The 17,266-nt window shown below is 28.4% G+C and carries 20 protein-coding genes; 5 read left to right on the top strand and 15 right to left on the bottom strand.

Annotation, left to right across the window (positions count from 1 at the left end; translation table 4 throughout):
• Positions 1-39: 39 nt before the first annotated feature.
• The 14 genes from ACZ91P_RS02895 to ACZ91P_RS02830 all read right to left on the bottom strand — a co-directional run bounded on the left by ACZ91P_RS02895 (position 40) and on the right by ACZ91P_RS02830 (position 12,895).
• On the bottom strand, positions 40-540 hold the full coding sequence (locus ACZ91P_RS02895; protein WP_465157949.1) for a deoxycytidylate deaminase: 501 nt from the start codon (positions 538-540) through the stop codon (positions 40-42).
• Entirely contained in the window at positions 528-1,913 is a 1,386-nt protein-coding gene (locus ACZ91P_RS02890) for a rhomboid family intramembrane serine protease (protein ID WP_465157948.1), read from the bottom strand. Before ACZ91P_RS02890 ends, ACZ91P_RS02895 begins: the two co-directional genes overlap by 13 nt.
• Before the next feature lie 6 nt (positions 1,914-1,919).
• A complete protein-coding gene (locus tag ACZ91P_RS02885) occupies positions 1,920-2,840 on the bottom strand; it encodes an RluA family pseudouridine synthase (RefSeq protein WP_465157947.1) in 921 nt (306 codons plus the stop codon).
• The gene (gene lspA, locus ACZ91P_RS02880) at positions 2,833-3,420 is read right to left on the bottom strand and encodes a signal peptidase II (protein ID WP_465157946.1); all 588 of its coding nucleotides are present in this window, start codon (positions 3,418-3,420) and stop codon (positions 2,833-2,835) included. Before lspA ends, ACZ91P_RS02885 begins: the two co-directional genes overlap by 8 nt.
• Before the next feature lie 30 nt (positions 3,421-3,450).
• Positions 3,451-6,177 carry an isoleucine--tRNA ligase gene (ileS, locus tag ACZ91P_RS02875; RefSeq protein WP_465157945.1) on the bottom strand — a complete coding sequence of 909 codons (2,727 nt, stop codon included), beginning with the start codon at positions 6,175-6,177 and terminating at the stop codon, positions 3,451-3,453.
• Between the two features lie 234 nt (positions 6,178-6,411).
• Complete coding sequence (locus tag ACZ91P_RS02870) at positions 6,412-6,816, bottom strand: hypothetical protein (protein ID WP_465157944.1); 405 nt, start codon at positions 6,814-6,816, stop codon at positions 6,412-6,414.
• A 13-nt stretch (positions 6,817-6,829) separates the two neighbouring features.
• Entirely contained in the window at positions 6,830-7,054 is a 225-nt protein-coding gene (locus tag ACZ91P_RS02865) for a hypothetical protein (protein WP_465158944.1), read from the bottom strand.
• A 517-nt stretch (positions 7,055-7,571) separates the two neighbouring features.
• On the bottom strand, positions 7,572-8,009 hold the full coding sequence (locus ACZ91P_RS02860) for a cell division protein SepF (RefSeq protein ID WP_465157942.1): 438 nt from the start codon (positions 8,007-8,009) through the stop codon (positions 7,572-7,574).
• Between the two features lie 2 nt (positions 8,010-8,011).
• Complete coding sequence (ftsZ, locus tag ACZ91P_RS02855) at positions 8,012-9,244, bottom strand: cell division protein FtsZ (RefSeq protein WP_465157941.1); 1,233 nt, start codon at positions 9,242-9,244, stop codon at positions 8,012-8,014.
• 36 nt (positions 9,245-9,280) lie between these two features.
• Positions 9,281-10,627: a cell division protein FtsA gene (locus ACZ91P_RS02850; protein WP_465157940.1), complete on the bottom strand. Its 1,347-nt coding sequence runs from the start codon at positions 10,625-10,627 to the stop codon at positions 9,281-9,283.
• 31 nt (positions 10,628-10,658) lie between these two features.
• Positions 10,659-11,600 (bottom strand): 16S rRNA (cytosine(1402)-N(4))-methyltransferase RsmH, encoded by a 942-nt coding sequence (rsmH, locus tag ACZ91P_RS02845; protein ID WP_465157939.1) that lies wholly within the window; start codon positions 11,598-11,600, stop codon positions 10,659-10,661.
• A 3-nt stretch (positions 11,601-11,603) separates the two neighbouring features.
• Complete coding sequence (gene mraZ, locus ACZ91P_RS02840; RefSeq protein ID WP_353486778.1) at positions 11,604-12,035, bottom strand: division/cell wall cluster transcriptional repressor MraZ; 432 nt, start codon at positions 12,033-12,035, stop codon at positions 11,604-11,606.
• A 204-nt stretch (positions 12,036-12,239) separates the two neighbouring features.
• On the bottom strand, positions 12,240-12,416 hold the full coding sequence (gene rpmF / locus ACZ91P_RS02835) for a 50S ribosomal protein L32 (protein WP_465157938.1): 177 nt from the start codon (positions 12,414-12,416) through the stop codon (positions 12,240-12,242).
• Entirely contained in the window at positions 12,416-12,895 is a 480-nt protein-coding gene (locus ACZ91P_RS02830) for a DUF177 domain-containing protein (protein WP_465157937.1), read from the bottom strand. The genes rpmF and ACZ91P_RS02830 overlap by 1 nt, the downstream gene beginning before the upstream one ends.
• Positions 12,896-13,557: 662 nt before the next feature.
• Here ACZ91P_RS02830 and ACZ91P_RS02825 point away from each other — a divergent pair.
• The 5 genes from ACZ91P_RS02825 (at position 13,558) to ACZ91P_RS02805 (ending at position 15,991) form a co-directional block, all read left to right on the top strand.
• Complete coding sequence (locus tag ACZ91P_RS02825) at positions 13,558-13,842, top strand: hypothetical protein (protein WP_465157936.1); 285 nt, start codon at positions 13,558-13,560, stop codon at positions 13,840-13,842.
• Positions 13,797-14,291 (top strand): hypothetical protein, encoded by a 495-nt coding sequence (locus ACZ91P_RS02820; RefSeq protein ID WP_465157935.1) that lies wholly within the window; start codon positions 13,797-13,799, stop codon positions 14,289-14,291. Before ACZ91P_RS02825 ends, ACZ91P_RS02820 begins: the two co-directional genes overlap by 46 nt.
• Positions 14,269-14,478, top strand: a complete 210-nt coding sequence (locus ACZ91P_RS02815) for a hypothetical protein (RefSeq protein ID WP_465157934.1) — start codon at positions 14,269-14,271, stop codon at positions 14,476-14,478. The genes ACZ91P_RS02820 and ACZ91P_RS02815 overlap by 23 nt, the downstream gene beginning before the upstream one ends.
• 480 nt (positions 14,479-14,958) lie before the next feature.
• A complete protein-coding gene (locus ACZ91P_RS02810; protein ID WP_465157933.1) occupies positions 14,959-15,153 on the top strand; it encodes a hypothetical protein in 195 nt (64 codons plus the stop codon).
• Between the two features lie 280 nt (positions 15,154-15,433).
• On the top strand, positions 15,434-15,991 hold the full coding sequence (locus ACZ91P_RS02805) for a hypothetical protein (protein WP_465157932.1): 558 nt from the start codon (positions 15,434-15,436) through the stop codon (positions 15,989-15,991).
• Positions 15,992-16,105: 114 nt separating this feature from the next.
• Here ACZ91P_RS02805 and ACZ91P_RS02800 read toward each other — a convergent pair whose 3' ends face one another.
• Complete coding sequence (locus ACZ91P_RS02800; RefSeq protein ID WP_465157931.1) at positions 16,106-17,191, bottom strand: DDE-type integrase/transposase/recombinase; 1,086 nt, start codon at positions 17,189-17,191, stop codon at positions 16,106-16,108.
• Between the last annotated feature and the right edge of the window lie 75 nt (positions 17,192-17,266).

Genomic DNA, 17,266 nt, shown 5'->3' with positions numbered 1-17,266 from the left:
ATTTTATTTGATAATTTATAGTTTTATTTGTAAATTTAATTATTTTTCCTCTTGTCGTTTAACTATAACATTAATAACTGGTAAACAGCGATAATGCACTTGTGCTTGATTAAACATTCGCTTTGCTGCTTGATTATCATTGCTGCCTTCATATTTGTCATCATCATAAATAACTTCTTTAATCCCGGCCTGAATAATGATTTTTGTACATTCTGTACAAGGAAATAACGTTGTATAAATTCGACAATTTTCCAAATTTGTTCGTGCACTTAAAATGGCATTTAATTCAGCATGAGCAACATAAGGATATTTTGTTTCTAAATATTCCCCTTCCCGTGCTCATGGAAAATCATCATCATTTAAACCACGGGGTAAACCGTTATAACCTGTCGCAATAATTTGCCCAATTTGGTTAACAACACAACTCCCAACTTGTGTATGTGGATCTTTGCTTCGCATTGCACAAACATGCGCAACACTTAAGAAGAAATCATCTCATGATAAATAATCATTACGTTTTTTCCCTGTTACTGTTGTCATAAATTAAAGATTCCTCCTTTAAAATTGGAAAAGATATCACTAAAACTAGACTGACTTTGTAATAAAAAGATTGGTCAATTTGCTCTTGGATAAAAATAATAATTATTTAACATTTCCTCAATTGCACTCTTTTCCATTAAACCTGCACATCAATAACTTAATAATGCATCAATTACAGCACGATTATAGGGTGGAACATAACGTATTCATAATAATGCAATTGTACTAACCACTATCATTGTTACAATAATAAAAATTGGATATAATATTGTTCAATTAACACGATGTGAACGGTTAAATTCTAAACCATAACCAAGTGCATTACCAACAAAAAAACCAACAAAATTAATTAAATAAAATGAATAACCTAAAAAGATTGGCATTATTAGCAACCACAGCATAATAATTAAAGTTCGTTGGTTTGCAATTAACGCCCCTAAATCCTCTTTACCATAGTTATAACTAAGCAAACTTCCCCATAAAATAGCTAATAAAATAGTTGACCCGCCAAAAATTCAATTTGGTAATACGGCTGCTAAAAATACTCCGGCTAAGGGGATCCCAACTACTAAAATGACTGATAATCGTCAACGCCCTAACAAAGCTTCTACATAACGAGCAACACTAAAAATCATAAATAAATTTAAAACTACTAACAATGGGTTACTTGAAAATAAAACATATGTTCATAATCGCCATCATTGATTATTTCAAATTAATAAATCACGAGTAACACCACCATAAACTAATTGCATTGCTCCTTCGCTTAAGCCTTGAGTATTAAAAATTTGTGCACCAAAAAAGATTCCAAGAATTGGAATAATTAATAATAAAGCAATTAAAACTCACGTAACACCTAGGTTATTGACACTTAATTTATCACTTAGTTGCTTTAAATTTTTTGTTAATTTACTATTAGGGTCTTTAATCCCATCTAAAATTTCCTCAGTTGTCATACCCGCCATTGAAGTATCATTTTCATTATTTTCTTGCAACATTGTAATGTTCGGATAATAAGTACTTAAACGGTCAAGATAATTATTTTTGTCAACAAATAATGTTACATCGCCACTATCATCTTTATAAATCTGCGAACGATTTTCAATTAAAATAATTGATAAAATAGTAAGTTTTGCGCGTTGAAATTTTTTATTTAAAAAAGTCTTTAACGTTTGCACAACCTCATCATTAATGATGAAGTCATTAAATTTACCACTAAAATTATCAATAATTTTAATAATTTGAAATTCTTTACTATCAACTTTATATAAATAAACATTATTATTATTGCGTGGTTTACTTTTATAAACATTGTATTTTTCTTGTTTTAAAAAATAATCAACTAGAGATAATTTATCTTTATCAAAACTCATTGTTTTCTATCCTTTCGCGCCTAATATTGCTAATCTTTGTTCAAATTCTTGTGGTAAGGCTGCTGTAATGGTCAGAGCTTCTTTAGTAACTGGATGAATAAATCTTAATTGATACGCATGCAGATATTGTCCAAAACTTTCTTTTTTATCAGCGACTGTGCCATATAACGGATCACCAACAATAGGATGATTAATGTATTTTAGATGGATTCGAATTTGATGAGTTCGCCCGCTTTCCAATTCACACTCTATATAAGTATAATCATTAAAGCGTTCAATTACAAGAATATTAGTTACTGCTTTTTTAGAATTTTTTGCTGTAACTGTCATTTTCTTGCGATTATTAGGAACACGGCCAATTGGCGCATCAATTTTAGCTCGATTCTCAATAATTTGACCATGAACAAGTGCTAAATAGCGGCGTTGTAATTGCTTTGTTTGAATTTGTTGTTGTAGTTGATGATGAACAACATCATTTTTAGCAATAATTAAAGTTCCTGTCGTTTGGCGATCAATGCGATGGACAATTCCCGGGCGTTGCTCACCACTAGCAGTTGACCATTGCACTCCTCGTACTAATAAGGCATTAACTAAAGTATCATTCTGGTGTCCTGGTGCTGGATGAACAACTAAATTATTTGGTTTATCAATCACCATTAAATAACTATCTTCATACAAAATTGTTAATGGGATTGGCATTGGTGTTAATTCACTTGCTTTAGGATTTGGAAATTCAATGCGAACATGGTCTCCAATTTGACTAACATAATTTGCCAGCACAACTTGTCCATTAACTTGAACTTTCTCTTGCTTAATTAATGCTTGGATTTTAGTTCGCGAAAAAGGAGTCGGATTTGTTTTAAAATAATCAGTTAAAATTTTATCAATTCGAGCTGATGAAGAAACAATAAAGGTAATCTTAGTCATTTGGTTCAGAATGCTCTTCGCGTTTGCTTCGTGCTCGCTCACGATAAAACTGAATAATTTCAATAATAATAGCAAAAATTAAGACAATAACACCAAAGGTTACTCAAGTATCAGCTAAATTAAACACACTATAAGGGGGAAAAAAAATTCATGCTAGAAAATCAATAACCCCACCATGGTTTCACATACGGTCAATTAAATTACCAAACCCACCAGTTGTAATCATCATTAAACCAACAGCAGCAGTTTTATTATTAATATATAAAAAAATACTAAATGCAAGCAAAGTAATAAAAACTGCACCAATAATAACAAGCGGAAGATTATCAGCATTTGTTCCAAAAGCAATTCCTTTATTAACCATAAATTTAAAATTAATAAATCCATCCAAAAATTTAACTTCGGGAGCTGCTGGATCATGGGACAATAAATGAAAAGCTAATTGCTTCGTAATAATATCTAATATTAATAACGAAATAAAAATTGGTAGACAAACTTGGAGTTTATATCTTCAAATATAATCTCGATTTTTAAAATGGTCTTTAAAATCATATCAAAATTGTTTTGTTCGTTCTTTCATTTGCTTTTGACTCCTTTTTCGTTTTATACATTATCGCACATTTTTTTCCGATAAAACATTAAAACAACGATCACAAATTTCATTATTTTGGACATTTAAATAATTATAAATCATTCAACAACGTTGACATTTTAAACCAGTTTTTTCTTGAACTTTTAAAAAACTAGTTTCATATTCTGTTAAGTTCTGATGGTCAGTAGTAAAAATAATTTCACTAACAATAAAAATTTGATATAAATTCTTAATTGTTGCTAAACTTGCATAGACTGGTTTTAAAGCAATCGTTACTTGACATTCTAATGATTTTTTAATTTCTTTTTGTTCACGACGACGTTCTAATTCTTTATTAAGATCATCTCGTAATTTTAACACTTGGCCTCATTTTGCAATTAATTTATCATTAATAGCCATTGTTAAGACAAAATTTTCTTCTAAATGAACCGAGCTTTGTTGGTCGGGATATGTAATAAAGCGATGACTTTCTTCAACTGTATGCGGAATAATTGGTTTTAAAACATCAACTAAAATACGATATAAATAATATAATGTTGTTTGTACCGCACGACGACGTGGTGATTTCATTTCCTCAATATATAAAATATCTTTTGTAAAATCTAAATAAAATTTTGATAATGTTGTGGTAACAAAATTTTTAATTAAAGTATAAACATTATTAAAATTAAATTCTTCATAACTTTTATTTACTTTTTGTTGAAATTCCTGCGCTAAATGTAACACATAATAATCAACCTCTCCTAATTTTGATTGTAAATCAGTTGCTGGATTAAAATCATTTAAATTTGCTAATAAAAACCGTAATGTATTACGAATTTTTCGATAAGCTTCCGCAATTTGTTTTAAAATTTCTGGCCCAATTTTAACATCATCACGATAATCAACCGAAGCTACTCACATTCGTAAAATATCAGCTCCATACTGGTCAGTAATTGCTAATGGTGAGATAACATTTCCCAATGATTTACTCATTTTGCGGCCTTTTTCATCATTAGCAAAACCATGTGATAAAACAACTTGGTAAGGAGCATGACCTGTCGCCACAACCGAAGTAATTAATGATGAATTAAATCATCCTCGAAATTGGTCAATTCCTTCCAAAAAAACATTAACAGGATGGGGTAAATGATATTCTTTTGTTACTGTTAAATTACTAACACCACTATCAAATCAAACATCCATAATATCTTGCTCTTTTCGTCAATTGCGATTTTGATAAGCTGGTAGCAATAATTGATCAGCACTTCATTCAAATCAAATGTCAGTTGTTTTTGCTTTGGCAAATAAATTAATTACATGTTCAATTAATTCTGTTGTAAATTGTGGTTGATTATTTTCATCGTAAAAGGCAATAATTGGTACACCCCATAATCTTTGACGAGAAATACATCAATCTTGACGATTTTCAATCATTGTTTCCATTCTTTTTGCTGCTCATTGTGGATTTCATTGTACTTGTTTAATTTCTTTTAATAATTCTGGTTTAATTTTTTCAATTGAAACAAATCATTGTGCTGTTGCACGATAAATAACTGGTTTTTTTGTTCGTCAATCAATTGGATAACGATGTTTTGTAAATTTTAATTTTAACAAAGCGCCAGTTTGTTTTAATCGTTGACCAATCATTTTATTTGCATCTTCATAATAAACACCAACTAAACTATCATCTGCTACTTCTGGAGTATATTTTCCAGTATCATCTAATGGTGCAAAGATTGGAACATTGTTCGTACGGGCAATCAAATAATCATCTTCACCAAATCCCGATGCGACATGGACAATTCCTGTCCCAGCTTCAACAGTAACATGGTGGCCAAGAACAACAGAATTATCGCGGTCATATAACGGATGTTTTGTAATAATTCCAACTAATTTAGCACCAACCACTTCTTGTACAATTTTAACTTTTTTCCAATTTAATAATGTTTGCAACTCGTCAAATAAAGCCTTAGCAAATAAGTATTTTTCACCTTCAACAAGAACTTCAACATAAACAACATCTTTTCCAACCGCTAACAATTGATTCATTGGAATTGTTCATGGTGTTGTTGTTCAAATTAAAAATTTTGTTCCTGGTTTAATCACCTTATTTCCTATTGTTACTGTAAAAGTTACATAAATTGATGGTGATGTTAAATCAGCATATTCAATTTCTGCCTCCGCTAAAGCTGATTCACTTGAAGGTGATCAATAAATTGGTTTTAATTGCCGATAAATTAATTTTTTTTGAACCATTGTTTGAAATAATCTTAATTGTTCTAATTCATATGGCAAATCTAATGTTACATATTTTTGCTGAAAATCACTAAACAAACCTAACCGACTAAATTGCGTAATTTGTTTTTCAATTTGGTCTAAAGCATATTGACGACAAATTTGGCGAAAGGCAACTGGTGGAGTTGTTTTCCGATCAACCCCGCTTTTAACAACAGCAGTTTCAATTGGCAAACCATGCGTATCTCAGCCACAAATTCATGGACTATAAAATCCTTTTTGATTATAATAACGAACAATAAAATCTTTTAAAATTTTGTTTAATGCATGACCAACATGTAAATCCCCATTTGCATAAGGAGGGCCATCATGTAAAATAAAGGGTTGGTTGTTAGTATTATGTTGATAGCGTTCTGAAACAACATTTGTTTTAAGTCACTCTAACTGAATTTGCGGTTCTTTTCTTGCCAAGTTAGCTTTCATCTCAAATAAGGTATTGGGAGTTAATAATGTATCTTTATAATTCATCAGTGTTTTTTCCTTTCTGTCATAAAAAAAGTAAGACTATAAGAGCGCAAATGCACGGTACCATCTTACTTTATAAATATTGTAATAATATTTACCTTTTTTCTTTATTCTTAAATTGTAAAAACAAGAGATAATTATTTGTCTTTTATGATTAGCTCACATCATCCTAATCTTGCTGTAATAAAACAAGCAAATAATTGTGGTTTGTTTTCTTATAAATAAATATTACACTATTTATTTAATTTTATTAATAATTTCTTTTTTAATCAATTCTGTAATTCGTTCACCATCATTAATGGAAAAGGCATAAATACGCTTATTTCGTTCTAAAAAATCATCAATTACTTTTAGCACATTCTGGGGATTATGCCGATTATGATCAATGTCATCAAGTAATACTGCAATTTCTTCTTTAAAAGCATAAGAAAAATCAATTGCTTTCATAATAATCCGTCCTGCATTATGACTTGCAACTTCAAATGCTTCGCGTGATTTTTCAATATTATACCGTGAAATATGCTCTAAATGTTGTAATTCTTGTAAACGCAACATTAATTGGCGATTATCGTATGTTAATTTTTCTATAATTTCATTTTGTTCATAAATAATTATCCGTAAATCTTTCTCTTGTTCTGCCATATTTTCCCCTACTTTATGCAAACTTTGCAATTGTAATCCGATAATGTTGATTTTTTGATGGTAAAATTGCATTAATTTTAAAACAACCATACCGTTTTATTGATATCATAATATCACAAGCAACTTGAAAAGTCTTATTATTTACCACTGAAAAATTAACATAAACATAATTTTGTTCAACATAATTTTGTGCTTGTTGACGTGAAACATTGCAAAGGGCACTTACGACAGCATCTAAGCGTAAACTTTTTAATGTTTTTGTAAAAACAGTAAATTGATATTCAATAACAACAGGGGGCAGGGTTAATAGTTCAAGTTAATAAGTTCTTTTGAATAATTAATGGAGCATTAATAAACACTGGCATAATTTTCTTTAAAACACTTAAATATAAATCATTTGCTGTGATATATAAATCACCAATCACTCGCATTTCTAATTGTAATTGGTTTAAAATAAAACCAAGCACCTGATGATGTTGAAAAAATGCGGTGTTGATTGTTTCGCATGTAAAATAACCGTATTATCATGCTTAGCATTAAAACTAACTGTTGCTCGAAAACCATTTGTTAATGATTTATGAATAAAATAATTAGTAATGTTTTCTTGTATCAAGATTGCTTGCAAAATTGCAATTTGACGTAAATCAAGAAAATCTGTGTTAACAACTTGCCCACGGTGGGCTTGTTCACATCATCCTTTAATTTTATTAATTAATTCATAATCTTGCTAATAATATTGCAATAATTGTGTCTTATTAAGCATCTTTTTGAATTGTAAATTGATAAGTTCTATGTTCAATTTTTTGAACATCACCATTAAAAGCATACATCACACCACTAATAAAATCTAATAGCCGTACCCGTTCTCCTTTTGGTAACTTCTCTAAATGAACAATTAATTGCCCTTTTGTCAATAATAAATCAGCCATTTTGGGAGCATCATTATAACTATCAGCAATAAAACCAGTTGTAAGCACACTTGTGTTACTACTAACTTCAGAAGAAGGCTGTACTTCGCTTTCACGCTCAAAATTTACCTTTTGAAAGGGTGTTTCTGGGGCAAGAACAGGTTTTGTTAATGGTTGATCTAATGGTTGATCACTATGGACAATTGGTGCGGTTGGGCTATCATTAAAATCAATTCGTGGTTGAGATTCGTAAATACTTCGTTGTTTTTTCTTAAAAATGCTCATTATTATCAACTACAACGAACAAATGGTGGTAAATCATCATCTTCATCGTCATGTTCAACGACTTGATTATTATTAACATGTTCTCGTCATGCATTAATCCGACGGTTTGCATTCGCTGTTTCACGTTCAGCATTTTCAGATAAATTAGTGAAATAACTTGACCGTTTATGAGCAACATCTTGATCATTGTAATCACTAACCTCAGCATCCCGTGTTGGACATGGTGCTGGTGCTTCGTATTCTTCCATTGAAGCACGATAACCATTATCTGGATTAGTAAAATTTTGTTCTTCATCGAACCCAGTTGCGATGACAGTTACAATCATTTCATCATCTAAATGCTCATTAACTGCTGTTCCAAAAATAATATTAACTTCGCCACCAATTGCTTGTTTAACAATATCAACAGCATCATTAGCATCATTTAAGGTTAAGGTATTACCACCAGTAACATTAATAATAGCATCACGAGCACCACGAATTGATGCTTCTAATAACGGAGAAATAATTGCTTTATTAGCAGCTTCAATTGCTTTATCTTTACCTGAACCAATCCCAATGCCAAATAAAGCATTCCCTTTATTTTTCATCACGGTCTTAATATCTGCAAAGTCTAAATTAATTAAGGATGGTACTGCAATTAAATCAGTAATGGTTTGAACTCCTTGGCGTAAAATATTATCTGCTTCTTTGAATGAATCTTTTAATGGAGCACCACCAATTACTTCTAATAGGCGATCATTTGAAATAATAATTAATGAATCAACATGTTTACGTAGTTCTTCGGTTCCTTGAATAGCATAACTATTGCGCGCACGTCCTTCAAATGAAAATGGCGTTGTAATAATTCCAACGGTTAAAGCACCTTGTTCTCTGGCAAGTTTGGCAATAATAGGAGCAGCCCCAGTTCCAGTTCCACCACCCATTCCAGCGGCGACAAAAACCATATCTGCCCCTTTTAAAGTGTCTTTAATTTCCTCTGCTGATTCAATTGCTGCTTGACGACCAACATCAGGATTAGCACCTGCTCCTAGCCCTTTTGATGTTTCTTTACCTAATACAATTTTATTTTTTGACTTTGAAACACTAATAATCTGGGCATCAGTATTAGCAACAATAAATTCAACCCCTTGTACGCCTGCTTCAATCATCCGATTGACAGCATTATTACCAGCACCACCAATACCGATAACTTTTATTGACGCGACTTGTTCATAATTATCAAAATTGTCCATAACCTTAATTCCTCCATTTTTTATATATTATACTATTTATTTAATATTTTGGTAGTATTTTTGTTGATATTGTTGCGAACCGTTTAAATGCTGGTTACTTAGCGGCATAACCCCTTGTGCCGGGTTAGCATTGCCACCTGGTTTATGATGCTCACCATATTTGTCATTTCGTGGTCCTTTTTTATCACCATTATTATTTAAATAACGAATATAACGATGATTAACCGATTGAATATTTGTTGCACTAACTTTATTTGCTAAATGTTGATAATAAATATTTCCTAATAAGCCAGTACATCATGTTTCTTTTGCTCCTAATGTTGAAGCAATATAAACGGTAACATTTTTATCTTTATTTAACGCCAACAAATTTTCTTTAAACCCACTAATTCGTAAAATTTCACCAACAACAACCACTGGATAGTTATAGCGCCCTAAGCTATTAGCTAACTTTTCACTCAATGTTTCCATTTCTTCTGTTAAAACATGATTAACAATTCGTTTTAAATCATAATGGGTAAAATTTAATTGTGTTTGTTGCTGTTGATCATATTTGCTATAAATAATTAAATTATCTTTACTATTATTATTTAAATTAATAATTTTATATAAATATTTTAGTGCTTGCTTATTATCACAACTTAAGACATTACGTAATCGCGTAATTATTTTTTTAATCCCACCCGGAATAATAATTTGTTCACATAAAATTTCACGAACAAAAACATAAGCGATAATATTATCATAATATCAATTAATAATTGTAATTCCATTTTGCAAATCAACTGGTGATGCAATATTTCACGCAAGACTAAACCCTTCTGGTAGGATACCCATAACTTCAATTTTGGCATATTTAAGTGTCGCAAAAATACTTTGAATAATCTGTTTTTTTGTTACATAAACAATTGCCTTAATACTTACTTTGTGCGCCGCATGCCTTATTGGTGGCGCTGATAATGCTTTTTGTTCATTAAGAATGTAACGATATGGTCTAATAAAAAAAGCAGTTTCATCATCTAATAAAGGAACTTCTTTTGCTAATGTAATTAATGAATCAATATCATTCTTCGTAATTAGACGATCATGTGTTAAATTTAGCATTTTGGTTGAAGTTTTAATTGTCATATTATTTGCTAAAATACTAATTGCCACCCGTTTAATTACAATTCCTAATTGTCGATTTGCATCTTTAATTAAATTAACTAATTCTTTAGCCACATTTTTTTCATCAATAATGATACCATTATCACAAAAATGATATTCAAGATGCCTTTTATAAAGCACTTTAATTTGTGATTCAGTATAAACACCAACCATAAAACTAAAACTATAATTTTTAATTTCTAACACAGCATATACTTCTTTTAACTTATAATCCACTTCGTTCACCTCCTTTTCAAATTTTAGAATATTATTTCATCCGTTCTAATATTCTTAATTTAGCACTTGTACTTCGATGGTTGTTTGTTTGTTCAGTTACCGAAGGCACAATTGCTTTCTTAGTAATAATCTGATAATCACTTTCAAAATGTGATATTATTGGTAGCTGTTGATTTATTTCATAATTAGGATCTTTTGTTAAACTTTGAAAATATTTTTTAACAATACGATCTTCTAATGAATGAAACGAAATTACAACTAACCGACCATGCACCGCTAATAAAGTTATTGCTTGTCGTAATGATTCTTGTAAAACAAATAACTCTTGATTTACTTCAATTCGTAATGCTTGAAAAACTCGTTTTGCTGGATGTTTTGCCTTTTTTAAAATCTTTTGTGGCAAACTTTTTTTAATAATTTCAACAAGATGAAAAGTAGTAACAATTTCTTGTTCATTACGAGCAATAACTATGTTTTTTGCAATTACTTTTGCAAATGGTTCTTCACCATAATCTTGAAAAAGTTTTACTAAAGCTTCTTGCGAATAAGTATTAACAATGATTTTTGCTGTTAATCCTTGATGTTGATTCATCCGCATGTCCAATGGACTATCATAGCGATAACTAAAACCACGGTTATCATCATCTAATTGTGGTGATGATACTCCGAGGTCATATAAAATCCCATTAACTGCTTTAACATGTCGTAGTTGTAATTCAGCAGCTAAATTAACAAAATTATTTTTAATAATTTCATAATTACGATATTTACTCTTCTGCAAAATTTCTTCAGAAGCAACAATTGCTGCTTCATCTTGCTCAAAGCAATATAACTTTCCATTTGAAAGATGCTTTAAAATTTCAAGACTATGTCCGGCTCGTCCTAAGGTACAATCAACATAAATTCCATTGTTTTGAACATTTAAACCGGCAATTGCTTCTTGTAATAAGACTGTCTGATGTTTAAATTCCATACGTTAAATTTTTTCCTCAAAATTTTTTGCCGCTTCTTCGATTCCTGGCGCTTGTTCAATGTATACTTCTCAAACTTTCGGATCTCATAATTCTAAGTGGTCATTGTTTCCAATAATAACAACATCTTTTGTAATATTTGCTTTATTTTGCAAAATGGACGAAATTTTAATTCGTCCAGCATTATCGAAAGTAGTTTCATCAGACATTGACATAATTTTTCGTGTCAAAGCTCTTCCTTCGGCTGTTGCTTGTCCAGTTGAAGCAACTTTTTCTGTTCACTTTAACCATTCAGCTTCATTACGAACATCAATACAACCATCAAAACCAAGAGAAATAAAAACTTTATCATCTTTAAACTGTTCTCTCATTTTAGAAGGAATTGTTAATCGTCCTTTATCATCTAATGTATGATTGTAAGTTCCTAATAATGCCATTTTGCCCCATTCTCCCCCACTTTCATACATATTGTATTATACTCTTTCCCATATTGCAACACTTTTCCCAAAAAATTTTTTACAAAAAAATAGTCCTACTACTGGACCAATAATTTAAAGGCTTTTTTAAACAAGATAAATTATAAATACAACATTAGTTAAAAAAAGATTCTCTTGATCCTTCCTATAATTAGTTATTATAACCTAATCAACTCTAATAACTTCTTTATCCTTATAGTATCCACATTCACGACAAACTTTATGTGGTTTAATTAATGCTCCACAATTTTTACATGCTATCAAAGTTGCTCCAACTAATTTAAAATGTGTTCGGCGTTTTCTTTTTGCCTGTTTGGATGTTTTTCGAAATGGTACCGCCATTATTTCTCCTCCTTTGTTGTTTTAACTAATTTTTCGTGTAATTGTTCTCATCGTGAATCCGCTTGAGCTGCTTGATACGCTGCAAATTCTTCCTCAGAAAAAACTTGCCAAGTTGAATCACCACTAATTATTTTATCACTATTTTTAGATAAATTAATAGGAATATTCATAATTATTTCATCTCACGTGTATTTTATTATATCAAAATTTTGCTCATTTAAGTAATTAATATCACTTTTTTTATAAAATTTAAAACTATACTCATCATTTCATTTTAAATTAATTGGAACAGCAAAATGTTCTAATGTCTGAGCATCCTCAACAACAACTTCGCCAATAATTGTTGCAACAATATTAATTGCATTAAGATTTTGGTAGTCGGAAAAAAGCTTAGGTTTTATAAAAATTATAAATAAAGTAATTAAATACAAATTAAAGTAATCGCTTATTAGAACGATTTTTTTATTTGCATTATTCATCAGATAGTATCTTTAAAATTAAAAATTAACCTATTTTGCCCTACAAACTAGTTAATTTTTATAATTTCCTTTCTGTGATTTATTATATTTTTTCGGTTTAATAACTAATAATATCATTTTTAATAAAGGTACTATCTGATGAATAATGCAATACTAAAACTTAATATTTTGATGCTTAAAGATGGATAACTCATCTATGACACGAAATCTTAAAGAAAGTGTGAAAGCGATTGGATTTACTCTCCTATTTATTTCTTTAATTCTCGACAAGATTAATCACTTGTGAAATGTCAGAGCATGTATTTTTTGGCTTGTTTTTATAAAAAAAGTGCTGTTAAACCGAAAAAAACAATATCGGACACTAAAAAAACAAGAGGGTTGGAACTCCAAAAGGTTATTTTCTTTATATAAAGTTGTGTAGGGATGGATGAAGCGTAATTAATAACTGGGTAAACTGTTTTTTGTTTATTTCCGTATGGGGGGAAACTCTATCAAAATATCCTATCCGCCCCCGCTCACTCCCCAAAGTGGAGCGGGCGGTGAAGTAATTAGATACTAAAATAAATTACAAAAATTAATGATATGTGCTTATCCAGTAACTGCAAATAATATTAATGATGAAATTTGAGCAACAAATAAAAAGAATTAAGGAGTATAGATAAATGACAGAATATAAAAGTAAATATATTAATAAAACTTGAAATGAAATAACAACATCATTTGATTGAGTTAATTGTCAACCTATTAATTGTCGTATTTCATATCATAAAAAGCATTATGATTTGCAATGTTTAGAATGAGCAAAAATGTACTTAATTTTATTTGAAAACAAATGAGATATTATTGCTTCTTATATGCAACATTACAAAATTAACGATATTTTAGATTTAGCATCAGATGGATGAAAAATATTACAAATTGACAAAAAAATAAACCAGATAAATTAAAATATATTATTGCAATTGACCCTGCTGGAATTGGACAAACTGGTATTATTATTTATAATGTTTTACAAAATAAAATAATTAATAATATTACTTTTAATTCCAAAAATGAAGAAGAAGCAATAAATAATATGTATTTAATATTAAATGAGTTTAAAAATAAAATTTGTTCTTATTTAAATAAAGTTATTGTAATAATTGAAGATTATCAACTTCACAAAGGTTTAAAAATAAAAAATCCATTATCTACTTTTAAATTTATTGGTGGTTTAAAAGTTTTATGCAAATATCTATTTAATTTAAATTATGTTTTACAATCACCAGTTGTTAAGAAAAATTATATTTATAAAGGAAATATTAAAATGACAGAGCACGAATTAGATTCTTGAAAACATTTACAATATTTTTTAAAAAAGGAAGTGATAAATAATGACAATAACAGAATCAATTAAATTTAACAAACTTAAAGAAGAAAATGAAACACTTAAAAAAGAACTTGCTGAAAAAGAACAAGAAATAAATAGTTTTAAACAACAAATAGATATGGCACATAATTTTAATCAAAATTTAGGTAGTGAAATTAAAGAATTAAAACAACAACAATTATATAAAGAAGATTTTTACAAAAATCCATATTAAACAGGTTCTATCTATTGAATATTAGTTGACAGTTCAAAATATGACAAATTATCTAATAAGGATGTTAAATAATGTCTCAAACAAAAAATAATTTACCTAAAAAATAAATAACTAATAAATCTAAAATAAAAAATAAAAAAGTTAATAAGTTAGAATTAACTGTTAGATTACATGAAAATCCTATTAAAACAAAAATTAAGGCTCTTGTTGCTGGTGGTGTTGAAGTTGATGCTTATTCGTCTAAATGTCAGTAAGAAGGATTAAATTACTCAACATTATCAATATATAACCCATCTATTTTAAATGAGTTTTTGAAATTAAAAAAGATGATGAGATAAAAATTAAAGGCTCAGTATTTAATCAGTTAAATATAAAAACTAAACGCTATTTTTTGTCTTTTAGAGTAGATAGTTTCGAAATTATACAAAAAGCGATTAGAAAAAGAACAAATACAAATATTAAAAAATAGGAGGAAAAACAATGGCATTAAAAAATGTAAAATATCTTCTTATAAATGAAAATAATGAACCTATTAAAAATGAAGATGGTAGTTTAGATATTAAAACTGCTGAAATTATTTTAAAAAATACTGCTGAAGTTGAAGAATTTAATTCAAGTAATTTAGAAAATAATAATCAGCAAATCAACGAACTACAAGCAAAAATACTGAGTTAACTTCACAAATTGAACAACAAACAATTCAACTAAAACAAATTGAAGTAATTGATTTTATTAATTCTTCAACTGATAATCAAGATTTTAAAAATGTTTTATTAAAATCTTATGATATTACTGATGATATTGAAATCATTAAAACACAATTGCAAAGTGTTTATGATGAATTAATTAAGGTACAAACAGTTAATACTGGGGGCGTACCAAAAGTAGAAAACAAAGGAAACAATATTTTAGATACAGACAATGTATTTAATAAATAGAAAGAAGGAATAAAAATATGGATCCAAAAACAATTTTTGGCGATATTACTAATCAAGCAACACAAAGAGACCGAGAAACATTTGAACAATGATATTTACAAACTTATCAACAAAAATTTAGTTGAGAAACTTTATTTGTGTGAAAAGAAGCAAATAAATTTGGTTTAACATATAAAAGAAAGAAAAATATTAAATATAATGAAGGTTTGGAAAAAGATGGACAAGTATTTAATACCGATGATAATCTTCTAAAATATTCAACAGTAGAATTTGAAGATGGAGTTGTTGAATTAGATACAATTTTAACTTTTGCTTGTAAATTAGACCCTGTAGAAAATGATTTTAATCCTAATCTTTGGGCTGCCGATATTGAGCAAGCAATGGACACTGAGGTTGCTTATAAACGCAATAAAATTTTAGAAATTATTAATAAAGGAACAGTTACAACTATTCAAGGCAAAAAAGCAGATGATACAAATGCTTTACAAATTCATGATGAAATTATGGATAAAATATATGAAAACTGTAGTATACCACACACATTTTGGAGATTGCAAGAAAACAAGAAAAAATAATAAAATATATAATTTAAAATATAAAAACATCATTAAAAATGATACATATTTAAATAAAAATTCTAAAATTGACACACTAAAAAATAGTTTAAATAAAACTTTATAAATTTAAAATTATTTAGTTAAATTATTTAAAAATTCAAATGGTGTCTGAAAATTCAAAGATTTATGCACTCTTTCAAAATTATAAAAGTAATAATAATCATTTAGTTTATTTTGTAAACCAGCTGCATCCAATATTTTTTTATCAAATACAAATAACTTAGTATAATTTTGATGAAATCTTTCAATTTTACCGTTTGACTGCGGAGAACGAACGGGTGTTGTTTGATGTAAAATATTTTTATCTGTTAAAAATTGAGTAAAATTATTTTCTTTAACAGTACTTTTTTGATTATTCCGATGACTATTAATAAATTCAGAACCGTTATCAGTTCTAATTCGTGTTATTTTAATACCAAATATTTTTTTAAAATCACGGATTGCTCTTTTAACAGCATCAATAGCATTCTCAGTGCATAATTTATCATAAATATAACCGAATACTCCTCTGATTCTTTCATCAATAAAATCATAAACATAATACTTTTTATCAACTGGAAATTTACTTGGCATAAAATATTTAGCATCCATTTGTAATAATCCTAATTCTTTAACTTCATATCTTGGGTGTTGTCTTTTAATTTCTTTAATTTTATTTTTTATTTTTAATCAACGTTTATCTTTTTTAAGTCAACGAAAAAATGTTTTTAAATTTTTTGGTGCTTCACTTTTTAATTCTTCGCCGTGAATTCCTTTTTTTAAATTATAAAACAAAGATAAAACACCGCCACCGTGTTTATTACAATACTCAAAATATAAATCACATATATTTTTTCGAGTATCTTCACCATATTGATAATTAATATTATTAGGAACTGTTGATTTTAATAATAAATATTCAAAATTATTATTTGCATATGCAAGTAAAATTTTATTTGCTCAATAATAAAAAGTTGAAAATTTATTTTTAAAATATTTTTTAATTAAATCTTTTAATAACAACTTAGTTTCAAGAAAAAACTCCTTACATAAATTAATATATGCAAATATTTTCTTTTTTATTCTTTTATAATATTTATTTTGACAATTTTTACTTAAAAAATCTTGCAATTTTGCTTGTAAATCACTTAAATTAGAATCATTAATAATATATTTCATTAATTCACCTCATTTTTTTAAAAAAATAATATAGTATAGTTATATCATTTAAAATAATTTTTATAAAACTTCAAA

This window comes from Spiroplasma endosymbiont of Halictus nicosiae, from assembly GCF_978018445.1.
The sequence above is the reverse complement of the archived record's forward strand: the minus strand, read 5'-3'. Positions and strand labels throughout refer to the sequence as shown.